The organism is Pseudomonas sp. PME37.24/006, from assembly GCF_055556635.1.
Genome location: NZ_JBVHNL010000005.1, coordinates 180,955 through 194,065, shown reverse-complemented (window position 1 = coordinate 194,065; position 13,111 = coordinate 180,955). Strand labels below are relative to the sequence as shown.

General features: G+C 61.9%; 18 protein-coding genes. 6 read left to right on the top strand and 12 right to left on the bottom strand.

What is annotated here, in order from left to right; all coding sequences use genetic code 11:
* The first annotated feature begins 101 nt into the window (after window positions 1–101).
* Window positions 102–536, top strand: coding sequence for a VOC family protein (locus ACZ3GY_RS21875; RefSeq protein WP_465911959.1), 435 nt, complete (start codon window positions 102–104; stop codon window positions 534–536).
* Between the two features lie 25 nt (window positions 537–561).
* Here ACZ3GY_RS21875 and yihG read toward each other — a convergent pair whose 3' ends face one another.
* The 10 genes from yihG to ubiE form a co-directional block, all read right to left on the bottom strand.
* Window positions 562–1,455 carry a 1-acylglycerol-3-phosphate O-acyltransferase, YihG family gene (gene yihG, locus ACZ3GY_RS21870; protein ID WP_465911958.1) on the bottom strand — a complete coding sequence of 298 codons (894 nt, stop codon included), beginning with the start codon at window positions 1,453–1,455 and terminating at the stop codon, window positions 562–564.
* A 250-nt stretch (window positions 1,456–1,705) separates the two neighbouring features.
* On the bottom strand, window positions 1,706–2,413 hold the full coding sequence (locus tag ACZ3GY_RS21865) for a 16S rRNA (uracil(1498)-N(3))-methyltransferase (RefSeq protein WP_465911957.1): 708 nt from the start codon (window positions 2,411–2,413) through the stop codon (window positions 1,706–1,708).
* A complete protein-coding gene (gene tatC, locus ACZ3GY_RS21860; protein WP_463563243.1) occupies window positions 2,410–3,204 on the bottom strand; it encodes a twin-arginine translocase subunit TatC in 795 nt (264 codons plus the stop codon). The genes ACZ3GY_RS21865 and tatC overlap by 4 nt, the downstream gene beginning before the upstream one ends.
* Entirely contained in the window at window positions 3,201–3,608 is a 408-nt protein-coding gene (gene tatB / locus ACZ3GY_RS21855; RefSeq protein ID WP_463563244.1) for a Sec-independent protein translocase protein TatB, read from the bottom strand. The genes tatC and tatB overlap by 4 nt, the downstream gene beginning before the upstream one ends.
* Window positions 3,609–3,617: 9 nt before the next feature.
* On the bottom strand, window positions 3,618–3,884 hold the full coding sequence (locus tag ACZ3GY_RS21850) for a twin-arginine translocase TatA/TatE family subunit (protein ID WP_225836177.1): 267 nt from the start codon (window positions 3,882–3,884) through the stop codon (window positions 3,618–3,620).
* A 27-nt stretch (window positions 3,885–3,911) separates the two neighbouring features.
* The gene (locus tag ACZ3GY_RS21845; RefSeq protein ID WP_463563245.1) at window positions 3,912–4,256 is read right to left on the bottom strand and encodes a phosphoribosyl-ATP diphosphatase; all 345 of its coding nucleotides are present in this window, start codon (window positions 4,254–4,256) and stop codon (window positions 3,912–3,914) included.
* Entirely contained in the window at window positions 4,249–4,650 is a 402-nt protein-coding gene (gene hisI, locus ACZ3GY_RS21840; RefSeq protein WP_463563246.1) for a phosphoribosyl-AMP cyclohydrolase, read from the bottom strand. The genes ACZ3GY_RS21845 and hisI overlap by 8 nt, the downstream gene beginning before the upstream one ends.
* 62 nt (window positions 4,651–4,712) lie before the next feature.
* Window positions 4,713–6,320, bottom strand: coding sequence for a ubiquinone biosynthesis regulatory protein kinase UbiB (gene ubiB / locus ACZ3GY_RS21835; protein WP_465911956.1), 1,608 nt, complete (start codon window positions 6,318–6,320; stop codon window positions 4,713–4,715).
* Window positions 6,317–6,934, bottom strand: a complete 618-nt coding sequence (locus ACZ3GY_RS21830) for a ubiquinone biosynthesis accessory factor UbiJ (RefSeq protein ID WP_465911955.1) — start codon at window positions 6,932–6,934, stop codon at window positions 6,317–6,319. The genes ubiB and ACZ3GY_RS21830 overlap by 4 nt, the downstream gene beginning before the upstream one ends.
* Window positions 6,934–7,704: a bifunctional demethylmenaquinone methyltransferase/2-methoxy-6-polyprenyl-1,4-benzoquinol methylase UbiE gene (gene ubiE / locus ACZ3GY_RS21825; protein ID WP_465911954.1), complete on the bottom strand. Its 771-nt coding sequence runs from the start codon at window positions 7,702–7,704 to the stop codon at window positions 6,934–6,936. Before ubiE ends, ACZ3GY_RS21830 begins: the two co-directional genes overlap by 1 nt.
* A 241-nt stretch (window positions 7,705–7,945) precedes the next feature.
* Between ubiE and ACZ3GY_RS21820 the strand changes: the two genes are divergently transcribed.
* Window positions 7,946–8,224 carry a polyhydroxyalkanoic acid system family protein gene (locus ACZ3GY_RS21820; RefSeq protein ID WP_463563250.1) on the top strand — a complete coding sequence of 93 codons (279 nt, stop codon included), beginning with the start codon at window positions 7,946–7,948 and terminating at the stop codon, window positions 8,222–8,224.
* Window positions 8,225–8,414: 190 nt separating this feature from the next.
* Here the strand turns inward: ACZ3GY_RS21820 and ACZ3GY_RS21815 are convergent, their stop codons facing one another.
* Window positions 8,415–8,846, bottom strand: a complete 432-nt coding sequence (locus ACZ3GY_RS21815; protein WP_463563255.1) for a nuclear transport factor 2 family protein — start codon at window positions 8,844–8,846, stop codon at window positions 8,415–8,417.
* Window positions 8,847–8,985: 139 nt separating this feature from the next.
* Entirely contained in the window at window positions 8,986–9,450 is a 465-nt protein-coding gene (locus ACZ3GY_RS21810) for a TIGR02444 family protein (protein WP_465911953.1), read from the bottom strand.
* Between the two features lie 50 nt (window positions 9,451–9,500).
* Between ACZ3GY_RS21810 and ACZ3GY_RS21805 the strand changes: the two genes are divergently transcribed.
* From ACZ3GY_RS21805 to ACZ3GY_RS21790, 4 genes are read left to right on the top strand one after another with little or no spacing between them, the layout of a single operon-like run.
* Window positions 9,501–11,411 carry an ATP-binding cassette domain-containing protein gene (locus ACZ3GY_RS21805; protein WP_465911952.1) on the top strand — a complete coding sequence of 637 codons (1,911 nt, stop codon included), beginning with the start codon at window positions 9,501–9,503 and terminating at the stop codon, window positions 11,409–11,411.
* Between the two features lie 50 nt (window positions 11,412–11,461).
* Window positions 11,462–11,995: a mechanosensitive ion channel family protein gene (locus ACZ3GY_RS21800; protein ID WP_225839547.1), complete on the top strand. Its 534-nt coding sequence runs from the start codon at window positions 11,462–11,464 to the stop codon at window positions 11,993–11,995.
* A gap of 25 nt (window positions 11,996–12,020) precedes the next feature.
* A complete protein-coding gene (gene rhtB / locus ACZ3GY_RS21795) occupies window positions 12,021–12,650 on the top strand; it encodes a homoserine/homoserine lactone efflux protein (RefSeq protein ID WP_463563258.1) in 630 nt (209 codons plus the stop codon).
* Window positions 12,651–12,652: 2 nt separating this feature from the next.
* Window positions 12,653–13,105, top strand: coding sequence for a YaiI/YqxD family protein (locus tag ACZ3GY_RS21790; RefSeq protein WP_463563259.1), 453 nt, complete (start codon window positions 12,653–12,655; stop codon window positions 13,103–13,105).
* The last annotated feature ends 6 nt before the right edge of the window (window positions 13,106–13,111 follow it).

Below are 13,111 nucleotides of genomic sequence, written 5' to 3'. Positions count from 1 at the left end.
ACACAGTCTGTCAGGGCTCCGCTTCCACCTTTACGTGATCCTTTTCTTCCGACGGCATACTCGGCTGCTAACCTGTCTGGCTCAACCTGCAGGAGCAACTCATGAGCTTTGACCGACGGATTTCTCTGATCACCCTTGGCGTGGCGGACGTACAGGCCAGCGCCACCTTTTACGAACGGCTGGGTTGGACGCGCTCGTCCGCTTCCCAGGAAAAGATCGTATTCATCAAGCTCAAAGGGCTCGCGCTGGGGCTGTTCTCGCGGGACGAACTGGCCAAGGATGCCAACCTGCCCGAGGCCGGGCCTGTGGGCTTCTCCGGCATCACTCTGGCGCACAATCTGGAAAGCCCCGAGGCCGTGGATGCGGCCATGGTGCTTGCTGTCGACTCGGGCGGACGGCAGGTCAAAGCGCCTGAAAAGGTGTTTTGGGGCGGTTACTCCGGCTACTTCGCCGACCCGGACGGCCATCTCTGGGAATTGGCGCACAACCCCTTCGCGCCGCTGGACGAGGCGGGCCATATGATCCTGCCGGACTGATGCACCGGGCCTGGTCGTAGCAGATTCAGGCCGCGCTCTCCTGCTTCAATTGCTCGATCAATGCATCCTTCTCTTCCCATAAAGCGCTGACCCAGTTCTGCACGTACAGGCGGAATTCGGCATCGTTCTGGTAGTCGCCCTGCCAGAGCGCGGGATCGAGCGCGCGCGTGCGGATATCCATGATGACTCTCGGTACCTGTCCGCTGATCAGCTTCCAGAAACCGGGCGGCGTTTCTTCCGAGTAGACGATGGTGACGTCGAGGATGGCGTCCAGCTGCTCACCCAGCGCCGCCAGCACGAAGGCCACGCCGCCGGCCTTGGGCTTGAGCAAATAGCGATAGGGCGAGCCCTGCTGTGCCTGTTTGGCCTGGGTGACTCGCGTGCCTTCCAGGTAATTGACTACGGTGACCGGCAGCTCGCGAAACTTCTCGCAGGCGCGGCGTGTGATATCCAGATCCTGGCCCTTGAGGTGCGGATACTTTTCCAGCTTGGCCTTCGAGTAGCGCTTCATGAACGGATAGTCCAGCGCCCAGAAGGCCAGGCCGAGGAAGGGCACCCAGATCAGTTGCTGCTTGAGGAAGAACTTGAAGTAGGGCGTCTTGCGGTTGAACGCCTGCACCAGCGCCGGAATGTCGACCCACGACTGGTGATTGCTGATGACCAGGTAGGAGGTGTCCTGATGCAGTTCGCCGCCGCCGCGAATATCCCACCGGGTCGGGGTGAGCGCCGCGAAGATGCGTTTGCAGTTTTCGGCCCAGAACTCGGCGACCCACATCACCTGGCGTGAGCAGGCGGCCTTGAGTGCTTTGCCCGGCAGCACGAACTTGCCGATGGCGATAATCAGCATCGGCCCGATCAGGATCAGGGTGTTGAGCAAGAGCAGGAAAATAACGGTGAGGCCGGTGAGCAGACGGCGCATGACAGCTCCTTGTGGGCACGAGGTGTTCATCATAGGCAGACAGCAGGCTGGCGCCAAATCGCTCTGCCGGACAAGGCGTTACTGGATGTCCCTTGAGGCGGTGGTTGGTTTCAGTAAGTTAAAAGCGGACATCCGGGATCGTGTAGGAGCGGCTTTAGCCGCGAGCCCTTTACGCCTATACAGGCACAATCGCGGCTAAAGCCCCTCCCACGAGATCACGAACGGACGGTATCGCTACCGAGCCGCCAGCTCAGAACAACCTGGCCAGCAGAGCCGTCACCGCTGTCTCTACCCGCAGGATGCGCTCGCCGAGCTGCACCGGCTGCAGGCCGGCCTCAGCCAGTTTCTCCACCTCGTAGGGAATCCAACCGCCCTCGGGGCCGATGGCCAGAGTCACCGGTTGTTCAACGGCGCGGGGGCACGCCGGGTAGCTACCGGGGTGGCCGGTCAGGCCAAGCGTGCCTGCCGCCAACTGTGGCAGACGATCCTCGACGAAGGGCTTGAAGCGCTTCTCGATGATCACCTCGGGCAGCACCGTATCGCGGGCCTGCTCCAGGCCAAGAATCAGCTGTTCTCGAATCGCCGTCGGTTCGAGAAAGGGTGTCTGCCAGAAGCTCTTTTCCACCCGGTAGCTGTTGAGCAGGATCAGCCGTGGCACGCCCATGGCGGCGACGCTTTGCAGCACACGCTTGAGCATCTTCGGTCGGGGCAGGGCGAGCAGCAGGGTGATCGGCAGCTTGGCGGGTGCTGGCTGGTCGAAGTTGACCTGCAGCTCGGCGCTGTTGGCGTCCAGCTGCAGCAACTGGCCACTGCCCATGGCGCCGCCGAGGTGGCCGACCCGCAGGGTGTCGCCGTTCTCGGCGCGGTGCACTTCGTGCAGGTGGGTCAGGCGCCGGCCGTCCAGGCGCACCCGGTCGGCGGCGATGAAGTCGCCGTCCTCGAGCAGCAGCAGATTCATGGCTGAGTGCTGGGCGGCTGGTCGACCGGCGCTTCATCCTCATCAGGGTCGGGCTCACCACGCCTTGTGCGGATCAGGCTACCGGCAATGATGCCCAGCTCGAACAGCAGCCACATCGGCACGGCCAGCAGGGTCTGCGAGAAGATGTCCGGCGGGGTCAGGATCATGCCGAGCACGAAGCAGCCGATGATCACGTAAGGGCGGATTTTGCGCAGATAGGCGACGTCGACGATGCCGATCCAGATCAGCAGTACCACGGCCACCGGCACTTCGAAGGCAAAGCCGAAGGCGAAGAACAGGGTCATGATGAAATCGAGGTAACTGGCGATATCGGTCATCATCGACACGCCTTCGGGCGTTACGCTGGCGAAGAAGTGGAAGATGATTGGAAAGACCAGAAAGTAGGCAAAAGCCACCCCTGCATAGAACAGCACGATGCTGGAGATCAGCAACGGGATGGCGATGCGTTTCTCATGCTTGTAGAGGCCCGGGGCGATAAACCCCCAGATTTGATGCAGGATCACTGGCATGGCCAGGAATACGGCAACCAGCATCGTCAGCTTGAACGGGGTGAGGAACGGCGACGCCACATCGGTGGCGATCATCGTTGCGCCTTCCGGCAGGTACTGACGCAGTGGTGCAGAAACCAGGGTGTAGATCTGCTGTGTGAAGTAGAACAGACCGGCGAAGAGCAGGAAGATAGCGGCTACGCAACGCAGCAGGCGCGTACGCAACTCGGCAAGATGAGAAACCAGCGGCATTTCCTGGTCGTTGTCAGAGAGTCGACTCATGGTTGCGGCGTCTTGTCCTGGCTGGCGACGGGCGCCGGGGCTGGCGTTGAGATCGGGGTGGGCGTAACAGCCGATCCCGCCGCGGGTTCGGCAACGGGCGCTGAAGGCTCCGTGGGGAGCGGCGTCTGGGCCTGTGGAGCGGGCGTGCTTGGCGGCAGAATGTCATTCTTTACCGCTTGCATCTCCTTCTCCAGCTCAAGGATGTGCTCGTTATGCAGCTGGCGTCGGATCTCGTCGGCGCCTATTTCACGCTCGACCTCCGACTTGATCGCATTGAAGCTGCGTTTGATACGGCCAATCCATAGCCCCGCGGTGCGCGCTGCACCGGGCAGGCGCTCGGGGCCGAGCACCAGCAAGGCGATCAGACCGACCACTAGCAGCTCGCTGAAACTGATACCGAACATGCTCTGGCCTCAGTCTTTACGCAGAGGTTCTTCGACCTTGCTGGCCTGGCCTTCCACAGTATGTGGCTGGTTCAGCGGGGCTTGCTGCTGATAAGGCTGTTGGGGTTGTTGCGCTTGCGGTTCAGCCGGCTTGGTTTCGTCTTCGTTCATCGCCTTGCGGAAACCCTTGATGGTTTCACCGACGTCGGAGCCGAGGTTCTTGAGTTTCTTGGTGCCGAACACCAGCACGACGACGATAAGGATGACTACCCAGTGTTTCCAATCGAAAATGCCCATGCTGCATTGTCCTCGTCAGAGTCTTTATTAAGTGTCGCTGTCGCTGTCGCTTCGTGCGGCTTTTTCCGCATGCCCGGACAGGCCGAAACGGCGATCCAGTTCATCCAGTACCGCCTGCGGGTGCTGATCCAGCGCGGCCAGCATGACCATGCTGTGGAACCACAGGTCGGCAGTTTCGTAGATCAGATCGCTGCAGTCACCGCTGGTGGCAGCGTCCTTGGCGGCAAGAATGGTTTCCACCGATTCTTCGCCCACCTTCTCCAGGATCTTGTTCAGACCCTTGTGGTACAGGCTGGCCACGTAGGAGCTGTCTGGGGCCGCGCCCTTGCGCGACTCCAGCACCTCGGCCAAGCGCTTGAGGGTATCAGTCATGGCGGTGTTCCGGTGTATATATGGTGTGCGGATCTTTCAAGACGGAATCGACGGTCTTCCACGCGCCATTCTCGAATACCCGGTAGAAGCAACTTTCGCGCCCGGTATGGCAAGCGATGCCGCCGAGCTGTTCAACCTTTAACACGATTACGTCGGCGTCACAGTCCAGACGCAGCTCGTGGAGCTTCTGCACATGACCGGATTCCTCGCCCTTGCGCCACAGCTTGCCACGCGAGCGTGACCAGTAGATGGCGCGCTGCTCGCTGGCAGTCAGGGCCAATGCTTCGCGGTTCATCCAGGCCATCATGAGGATGCGCCCGGTCTGGTGATCCTGGGCGATGGCCGGCACCAGGCCGTCTTCGTTCCAAGTGACTTCATCTAACCAGTTGTTCATTGCTTTTCCGTATTCGAGACGCGGCGTTTCGTTGCAAGTGTGCCAGCCAGGGCGCTGGCTGGCTATCGGCGCACGATCAGGTACAGACCACTGGCGGTCATCAGCCAGGCTGGCCAGGCGATGGCCGGTTCACTCAGGTTGGCCATGCCCAGGGCCAGCACCACACCGCCGCCGATCAGCGCGGCGCCGATCAGTCGTACCGCCCAGCCGTCACGCTCGCGCCATGGCGGTGGTGGATCTTTGGCATGCGGCTGAGCCATGCGTTCGAGCAGGCTGCGAGTCATGTTGGCCAGGTGCGGCACTTGCTCGACCTGACTCTGCAGGTTTTGCAGCAGGTTGCGCGGGCTGACGCGTTGGCGCATCCAGCGCTCGAGGAACGGCTGAGCGGTGGTCCACAGATCCAGATCAGGGTACAGCTGGCGACCCAGGCCTTCGATATTCAGCAGGGTCTTCTGCAGCAGCACTAGCTGCGGTTGCACTTCCATATTGAAGCGCCGCGCGGTCTGGAACAGGCGCATCAACAACAGACCGAAGGAGATGTCCTTGAGCGGGCGTTCGAAGATCGGTTCGCACACGGTACGGATCGCCGCTTCGAAATCGTTGACCTGGGTTTCTTGCGGCACCCAGCCAGAGTCGATGTGCAACTGCGCCACCTTGCGGTAGTCACGCTTGAAGAAGGCCACCAGATTGCGCGCCAGGTAATCCTGATCCTCGGGGGTGAGGCTGCCGATGATGCCGCAGTCGATGGCGATGTACTGCGGGTTCCACGGCGTTCGCGTGCTGACGAAGATGTTGCCCGGGTGCATGTCGGCATGGAAGAAACTGTGGGTGAACACCTGGGTGAAGAAAATCTCCACGCCGCGTTCGGCCAACAGTTTCATGTCGGTGCGCTGGTCGGCCAGAGTCGCCAGATCGGTGACCTGGATGCCGTAGATGCGCTCCATGACCAGCACCTTGGGGCGGCACCAGTCCCAATACACCTGGGGCACGTAGAGCAGATCCGAGCCCTCGAAGTTACGTCGCAACTGGCTGGCGTTGGCCGCCTCGCGCAGCAGGTCGAGTTCGTCGTAGATGGTCTTCTCGTAATCGCTGACCACGTCCACAGGGTGCAGGCGACGGGCTTCGCTCGAGGCGCGCTCGGCCAGTTTGGCGAGCAGGAACAACCAGGCCATGTCGGCGCGGATAATCGGCTTGAGGTTCGGGCGAACCACTTTGACCACTACTTCTTCACCGCTTTTCAGCTGCGCCGCGTGCACCTGGGCGACCGAGGCCGAGGCCAGCGGTTCGGTGTCGAAACGGGCGAACGCTTGGCTGACCGGCATGCCGAGTTGTTCCTCGATCAGCGCCAGCGACTTGGCCGGGTCGAACGGCGGTACGCGATCCTGCAGGTGGGTCAGTTCGTCAGCGATATCCGGCGGGAGTAGGTCACGGCGGGTGGACAGCAACTGGCCGAATTTGATGAAAATCGGCCCCAATTCTTCCAGGGCCAAGCGCAGGCGCTGACCGCGATTGAGCGGCGAAGCCTTGCGCGGCAGCCAGCGCCAGGGCAGCAGGAAGCGCGGCGCGCGCAGCCAGAAGGGCAGCGGCAGGGCGAACAGCAGGTCATCCAGGCGATAGCGGATGACCACGTAGAGGATGCGCAACAGACGACGAACGGCAAGCAGCTTCATGCGATGGGCTTATGGCGTTGGGCGAGGCGCTCGATGCGCGCGTCGAGACGGTCGAGGGAAAGTTTCAGGGCATCCAGTTCGGCAAAGCGTGCGTCGGCCTCACGGTGGCCAACCAGGGTGCGTGATTCTTCACTGAGGTAATCGGCCAGGCTCAGTTGCAGGCTGTGCAGAGTGTCCCGCGTCCAGCCCGTGCGGCTGCGCAGGTGGCCGGCCAGCAGTGGCGTGGCGATCGGGCCGAGCCAGCGTGACAGCTCGTATTCCCAATCCAGCTCAAGATCCTGCAACACGCCGGCCAGCTCCAGCAGCACGCCACTTTCGCCGTCCAGATCGACCTCTGGCGTGTGCAGCACGGCCTGCTTGTCCTTGGCCAGCGCCAGGCTCAGCAGAGAACTGGCTGGCGCGCGCAGGGTGCAGTCGACTTGCCCCGTCCATTGGCTGGCCAGGCGCAGGCCTTCACCGTCGGCGAGGATGAACAACTGGAACGCTGGTGCGCGCGACTCGACCGCGATCACCCGGCCATGCAGCCGGGTCAGGCGCGGCAGGGCAGTGCTGTCCAGCGCGAGTACGCGGTTAAGGCCGCGCTCGACGCCCGCGAACAGGGCCTGGCTCAGCATCAGGGCTTGATACCGCGGTGCAGAGCGACGATGCCGCCGGTCATGTTGTGGTAAGTCACGCGGTCGAAACCGGCGGCTTCCATCATCGCCTTGAGGGTGTCTTGATCCGGGTGCATGCGGATCGACTCGGCCAGGTAGCGATAGCTCTCGGCGTCGTTGGTGACCAGCTTGCCCACCAGCGGCATGAAGTTGAACGAATAGGTGTCGTAGACCTTGGACAGCAGGCTGCTTTTCGGCTTGGAGAATTCCAGCACCAGCAGGCGACCACCGGGCTTGAGCACGCGCAGCATGGAGGCGATGGCGGCATCTTTATGAGTGACGTTGCGCAGGCCGAAGGCGATGGTCACGCAGTCGAAATGGTTGTCCGGGAAGGGCAGCTTTTCGGCGTCGGCCTGGACGAATGCGATATTGCCCGACACGCCGCGGTCGAGCAGGCGGTCACGACCGACCTTGAGCATCGAAGCGTTGATGTCGGCCAGCACCACCTCGCCGGTCTCGCCGACGATGCGCGAGAACTGGCGGGCCAGGTCACCGGTGCCACCAGCGATGTCCAGCACGCGGTTGCCGCTACGTACGCCGGACAGCTCGATGGTGAAACGCTTCCACAGGCGGTGCATGCCGCCGGAGAGCAGGTCGTTCATCAGGTCGTACTTGGCGGCTACCGAGTGGAATACTTCGGCAACCTTGTCCGCCTTGCGGCTTTCCGGAACGTCCTGGAAACCGAAGTGAGTGGTGGGTTCGCTGCCGTCGTTCTTGAGCGGATCGTTCATGTCACCCTTTCCTGAAATCCGAGAGGCTTGGCGCCGTTTTAAAAGCCTATGAGCTAAAGCCATGCGAGGCACTGTCGCCAGTGGGGCCAGCGGCTAGCCCGCAGCACGGTTTCGACAGGCTCTAGTCAGCCGAGTGCCCGCATTCTAAACCTAAAAGCCGGGCACAGGCGCACGCCGGTAGTGGCCCACCGGGCGCTTCTTGTATATTCCCCCGCCAGCGATTTCAGTCAGGAGAGCCATGATGGCCAGAATTACCGTCGACCGCCCCCATAACCTGGGCGTCGAAGCCGCTCGCGGCAAAGCCGAACAACTGGCCGAGCGCCTGGCGCGCGAATACGACGTGCGTTATCAGTGGAACGGCGACACTCTGGAGTTCAAACGCAGCGGCGCCGACGGTCGGATCGAGGTCAGTGAGGATCGGGTCAACCTGCAACTCAATCTTGGCCTGCTGCTTTCGGTGCTGAGCGGCAAGATCAAGAGTGAAATCGAAGAGGTATTGGACAAGGAATTGCAGGCCTGACTTTTTAGCGTGCCAAGGCGCTCCCTTAGGGCGCGAAGCGTAATCCGTCGTTTTGCTGCGAACAGCGTTGTCCGTTTATATGGCGGATTACGCCTTCGGTTAATACGCCCTACGGTTCTGACAGGTCACAGACGGGCGTCTGTCGGTGGTCAAGCGCAGTGCGCTGCACTGGCTTGATCACTGGGGGAGCTTAGAAGCGGAAGGCCTGGCGACCGATCAACAGCCACTGGCCTTTCTGTTTTTGCCAGATCTGGAAGTTTTCGATTTCGGTCGGGACGATGCCTTTCTCTTTGTTGATGGCTTGAGCCGAGAAGTGATGGCGAACCAACGCGACGTCACCGGACAGGGTGATCTTCTGGTTGAGCATCTTCAGTTCTTTGAACGCGCTCTTACCGGTTTCGATGTCTGCGATAAAGGCTTTTTTGTCTTGGATATTGCCGCTGGAGTGGCCATAGGTGAGGTTTTCGGCCGTCAGTGCCTGCAGCTTGGCGATGTCCTTGTGCAGCATGGCCTGGGTGAGGCCGTCCACTGCAGTGGCGACATCCTGTTCATCGGTAGAGGCAGCGGCCACGTAGCCGGTAAACAGGCACAGAAAACAGACGAGCAGTTTCAGCTTTTTCATGCACAGAACCCTTTTTGTAATTGTTAGGAGTAAAGGCGACGGGATTGTCCGTCGTCGTACAACTTAACTGATTCTGGGTTCCTGACAAGTGCCACGCTCACCCAAATAGCCAACATTTCGTCAGGCTGGCGTACGGCCATTATCGCTGCAGGCGTGTGCTGTGCAGCAGGTCGCACGCTTCGCGAGTCGCGGTTGTGCTGGTCGGGGCGAGGGCGTCCAGCCAATGCCGGGCGCTGCTCTCGGGTAATTTAGGCCAGCCAGCTGACAGCGCTTGCAGGCGCTGCAGGTGTTCTCGTTCCGCATCCAGCTCGAGTTGTTTGAGGTGCTGGCGTAATAGCGCCAGCGCCTGATCCGTCTGCGCGGCCTCACGCCAGGATTGACGCAACTGCCTCAGTGGTACGACGACGTCGCGCTGCCAGGGGGCTGCAGCCTGGCGTAATTGCGCCACGTAGTCGGTGGTGCAGTGTGTTGCGCGTTGATCCAGCCATAGGCCGCAGAGCACCAGGCAGACATCCGCTCCAGCATCCTGCAGCGCCAAACAGGCCGTCTCGACGCCAGGGCGGGCATAGAGATTCGTGGCGAAGTCCCACAGGTCAGTAGTCACGGTACGCTCCGAGTAAGCGGCAGGGGACTCTGGTAGAATCCGCCGCCATTATGATCCGACTTCTGAACCTTACCTTACAGCGTGGCCCGCAGCGTCTGCTAGAAGACGCCGAGCTGACCCTGCACGCCGGCCACAAAGCCGGCCTTATCGGTGCCAACGGCGCCGGAAAATCGAGCCTGTTCGCCTTGCTGCGTGGCGAGTTGACCCCGGATGCCGGCGATTGCCTGCTGCCCGGCGACTGGCGCATCGCCCATATGCGCCAGGAGGTCGATACCCTCGAGCGCCAGGCCGTGGACTACGTGCTTGACGGCGACCACAACCTGCGCCGTGTGCAGGCTGATCTGGCAGTTGCCGAGCAGCGCCAGGACGGCAGCGCCATTGCTCGCCTGCACAGCGAGCTGGACAGCGCCGACGGCTACACTGCCGACGCCCGTGCCCGCAAGCTGCTGGCCGGCCTGGGCTTCGACAATGCGCAGATGGATCGCCGGGTCGGCGATTTTTCCGGTGGCTGGCGCATGCGCCTTAATTTGGCCCAGGCGCTGATGTGCCCATCCGACCTGCTGCTGCTTGATGAGCCGACCAACCACCTGGATCTGGATGCCATTCTCTGGCTCGAGGGCTGGTTGCAGAGCTATCCGGGCACTTTGCTGCTGATCTCCCACGACCGGGATTTTCTCGATGCCGTGGTCGACCACGTCGCCCACGTCGAGCAGCGCAAGCTGACGCTATACCGTGGCGGTTACAGTGCCTTCGAACGTACCCGTGCCGAGCGTTTGGCCCAGCAGCAGCAGGCGTACGAGAAGCAGCAAGTGCAGCGTGCGCACATGGAAAAGTACATCGCCCGTTTCAAGGCCCAGGCGACCAAAGCACGCCAGGCTCAGAGCCGCATCAAGGCGCTGGAGCGTATGGAAGAGCTGAGTGCGGCGCATGTCGACTCGCCCTTCGATTTTGTGTTCCGTGAGGCCGACAAGATTTCCACACCGCTGCTCAGCCTTAGCGAAGGCCGCCTCGGTTATGGCGACAAGACCATTCTGCAGCAGGTCAAGCTGAGCCTGGTGCCGGGCGCCCGTATCGGCCTGCTCGGCCCCAACGGCGCGGGCAAGTCGACGCTGATCAAGAACCTCTCCGCTGAGCTGCAGCCGCTGAGCGGCAGCTTGCAGCGTGGCGAGAATCTGGTGATCGGCTACTTCGCCCAGCACCAGCTCGACTCCCTGGACGACAAGGCCAGCCCGCTGTTGCACCTGCAGCGTATTGCCCCCGGCGAGCGCGAGCAGACCCTGCGCGATTTTCTCGGCGGCTTTGACTTCCGTGGGCCGCGTTGCGATGAGCCGGTGCTGAATTTCTCCGGTGGCGAGAAAGCGCGCCTGGCCTTGGCGCTGATCGCCTGGGGCAAGCCCAACCTGCTGCTGCTCGATGAACCGACCAACCACCTCGACCTGGAGATGCGCTTGGCGTTGACCATGGCACTGCAGGAATTCGCCGGGGCGGTGGTGGTGGTGTCTCACGATCGGCACCTGCTCAAGAGCACCACTGACGAGTTCCTGCTGGTCGCCGATGGCCGCGTGGCACCGTTCGACGGTGACCTGGAGGATTACGCGCGCTGGCTGGTGGATTATCGTCAGCGCCAGGCCGCTCCAGCGACTGCGACAGCGGTCAGCACGGGCAATGACAAGCGTGGCCAGCGCCAGGCCGCCGCTGCGCTGCGCCAGCAACTGGCACCGCACAAGAAGGCAGCGGACAAGCTCGAGGCTGAGCTCGGTCAGGTGCAGGGCAAGCTCGCCGCACTGCAAGAGCGCCTTGGCGATAGTGCCATCTACGAGGCCGCGCGCAAGGAAGAGCTGCGCCAGGCGTTGGCCGAACAGGCAGGGCTGAAGAGCCGTGAAGGCGAGCTGGAAGAACAGTGGCTGGAAGCGTTGGAAACTCTAGAAGTGTTGCAGCAAGAACTGGAGGCAATGGCTTGAATTTCGATTTTACCGACCTGGCCTGGCTAACCGCCTGGAGCCAGCCACTGATGCTCGCTGGGCAGGTCGTTCTGATTCTGGTACTGGCCTGGCTGGCACAGCGGATTCTCACTCGTGGCATTAGCCGCTTGGGCCATCGCTATCCACAGCTACCGGCAGAGCTGCTGGTGCCGTTGCGCGGCCTCACCCGCTGGCTGATCCTGGGTAGCGCGTTCATGCTGGTGCTGGAGCGCTTAGGTGTTTCGGCCCAGGTGTTGTGGGGTGCTTTGACCGGCTTTGCGGCAGTGGCAGCCATCGCTTTCTTCGCCATCTGGAGCGTATTGTCGAACCTGTTCTGCGCGCTGCTGATCTTCGCCCTCGGGCCGTTCCGCATTGGCGACTGTGTCGAAGTGCTGGAAAGCGCCGACAAGCCGGGCGTGCGGGGTCGTGTATTGGACATCAACCTGTTCTACACCACCCTGGAAGACCTGACCGGTGACGCGCCGGGCACCTGGGTACAGATTCCCAACAGCCTGTTCTTCCAGAAGGCCGTGAGGCGCTGGCGCAACGGTGATGTACCGGCAGCACGCAAGATCGAATCCTGATCATCATTAATTCGAGGTCGTCATTATGGCTCTGGAAACCTGGCTCGCGTTCTTCGTCGCTTGTTGGCTGATCAGCCTGTCGCCAGGTGCCGGTGCCATCGCATCGATGTCGGCCGGCTTGCAATACGGCTTCCTGCGCGGTTACTGGAACGCCTTGGGCCTGCAGCTCGGCCTGGCGCTACAGATCATCATCGTCGCAGCTGGCGTCGGTGCGATTCTGGCGACCTCGGCGCTGGCCTTCAGCCTGATCAAGTGGTTTGGCGTCGCTTACCTGGTTTACCTGGGCTGGCGACAATGGTCTGCGCTACCTGCCGATATGAACGTGAGCGGCGAGCGCCCGATTGGCCGGCCGCTGAGCCTGGTGTTGCGCGGCTTCCTGGTGAATTTCGGCAACCCCAAGGCAATCGTCTTCATGCTCGCGGTGCTGCCGCAGTTCATCAACCCCCATGCACCGCTGACCGAGCAGTACCTGATCATTGGCGTGACCATGGTGACTGTCGATCTGATCGTAATGGCCGGCTATACCGGCCTGGCCGTACGCGTTCTGCGTCTGCTGCGCACGCCGCGTCAGCAGCGCATCATGAACCGCAGTTTTGGCGCACTGTTCGTGGGCGCCGCCGCTTTGTTAGCCACCGTGCGTCGCGCGCCGGTCTAAATATGCGCGTATGGATCGATGCCGACGCTTGCCCACGATTGGCGCGGGATCAGGTGGTCAAGTTCGCGCTCAAGCGTAACTTCGAAGTCGTCATGGTCGCCGGGCAAGCGCAGCCCAAGCCGGCTTTCGCCTGTGTACGTTTGATCGTTGTGCCGAGCGGCCCGGATGCGGCTGATGATTATCTGGTGGAGCACGCCGTGCCAGGCGAGCTGGTGATCTGCAGCGATGTGCCGCTGGCTGATCGTCTGGTGAAGAAAGGTGTGCTGGCGCTGGATCCGCGCGGCAAGGAGTTCGACGAGCGCAACATGGGCGAGCGTCTGGCGGTGCGTAATCTGTTCACCGACCTGCGTGAGCAGGGGCAGGTCGGCGGTGGTCAGGCTGCCTACGGCGACAGGGATCGGCAGGCTTTCGCCAATTCTCTGGATCGCCTGCTGACGCGTCTGTCACGCGGTTGAACGCCT

Bases quoted from the DNA above. Each gene is read 5' to 3' on its own strand.
- ubiB (WP_465911956.1), bottom strand. From the start codon at position 6,320: ATGAAGCTGCTTGCCGTTCGTCGTCTGTTGCGCATCCTCTACGTGGTC.
- hisI (WP_463563246.1), bottom strand. From the start codon at position 4,650: ATGAACAACTGGTTAGATGAAGTCACTTGGAACGAAGACGGCCTGGTG.
- ACZ3GY_RS21800 (WP_225839547.1), top strand. From the start codon at position 11,462: ATGCTCGCTGGGCAGGTCGTTCTGATTCTGGTACTGGCCTGGCTGGCA.
- tatB (WP_463563244.1), bottom strand. From the start codon at position 3,608: ATGTTCGGTATCAGTTTCAGCGAGCTGCTAGTGGTCGGTCTGATCGCC.
- ubiE (WP_465911954.1), bottom strand. From the start codon at position 7,704: ATGAACGATCCGCTCAAGAACGACGGCAGCGAACCCACCACTCACTTC.
- yihG (WP_465911958.1), bottom strand. From the start codon at position 1,455: ATGCGCCGTCTGCTCACCGGCCTCACCGTTATTTTCCTGCTCTTGCTC.
- ACZ3GY_RS21790 (WP_463563259.1), top strand. From the start codon at position 12,653: ATGCGCGTATGGATCGATGCCGACGCTTGCCCACGATTGGCGCGGGAT.
- tatC (WP_463563243.1), bottom strand. From the start codon at position 3,204: ATGAGTCGACTCTCTGACAACGACCAGGAAATGCCGCTGGTTTCTCAT.
- ACZ3GY_RS21805 (WP_465911952.1), top strand. From the start codon at position 9,501: ATGATCCGACTTCTGAACCTTACCTTACAGCGTGGCCCGCAGCGTCTG.
- ACZ3GY_RS21865 (WP_465911957.1), bottom strand. From the start codon at position 2,413: ATGAATCTGCTGCTGCTCGAGGACGGCGACTTCATCGCCGCCGACCGG.
- ACZ3GY_RS21820 (WP_463563250.1), top strand. From the start codon at position 7,946: ATGGCCAGAATTACCGTCGACCGCCCCCATAACCTGGGCGTCGAAGCC.
- rhtB (WP_463563258.1), top strand. From the start codon at position 12,021: ATGGCTCTGGAAACCTGGCTCGCGTTCTTCGTCGCTTGTTGGCTGATC.
- ACZ3GY_RS21830 (WP_465911955.1), bottom strand. From the start codon at position 6,934: ATGCTGAGCCAGGCCCTGTTCGCGGGCGTCGAGCGCGGCCTTAACCGC.
- ACZ3GY_RS21850 (WP_225836177.1), bottom strand. From the start codon at position 3,884: ATGGGCATTTTCGATTGGAAACACTGGGTAGTCATCCTTATCGTCGTC.
- ACZ3GY_RS21845 (WP_463563245.1), bottom strand. From the start codon at position 4,256: ATGACTGATACCCTCAAGCGCTTGGCCGAGGTGCTGGAGTCGCGCAAG.
- ACZ3GY_RS21875 (WP_465911959.1), top strand. From the start codon at position 102: ATGAGCTTTGACCGACGGATTTCTCTGATCACCCTTGGCGTGGCGGAC.
- ACZ3GY_RS21815 (WP_463563255.1), bottom strand. From the start codon at position 8,846: ATGAAAAAGCTGAAACTGCTCGTCTGTTTTCTGTGCCTGTTTACCGGC.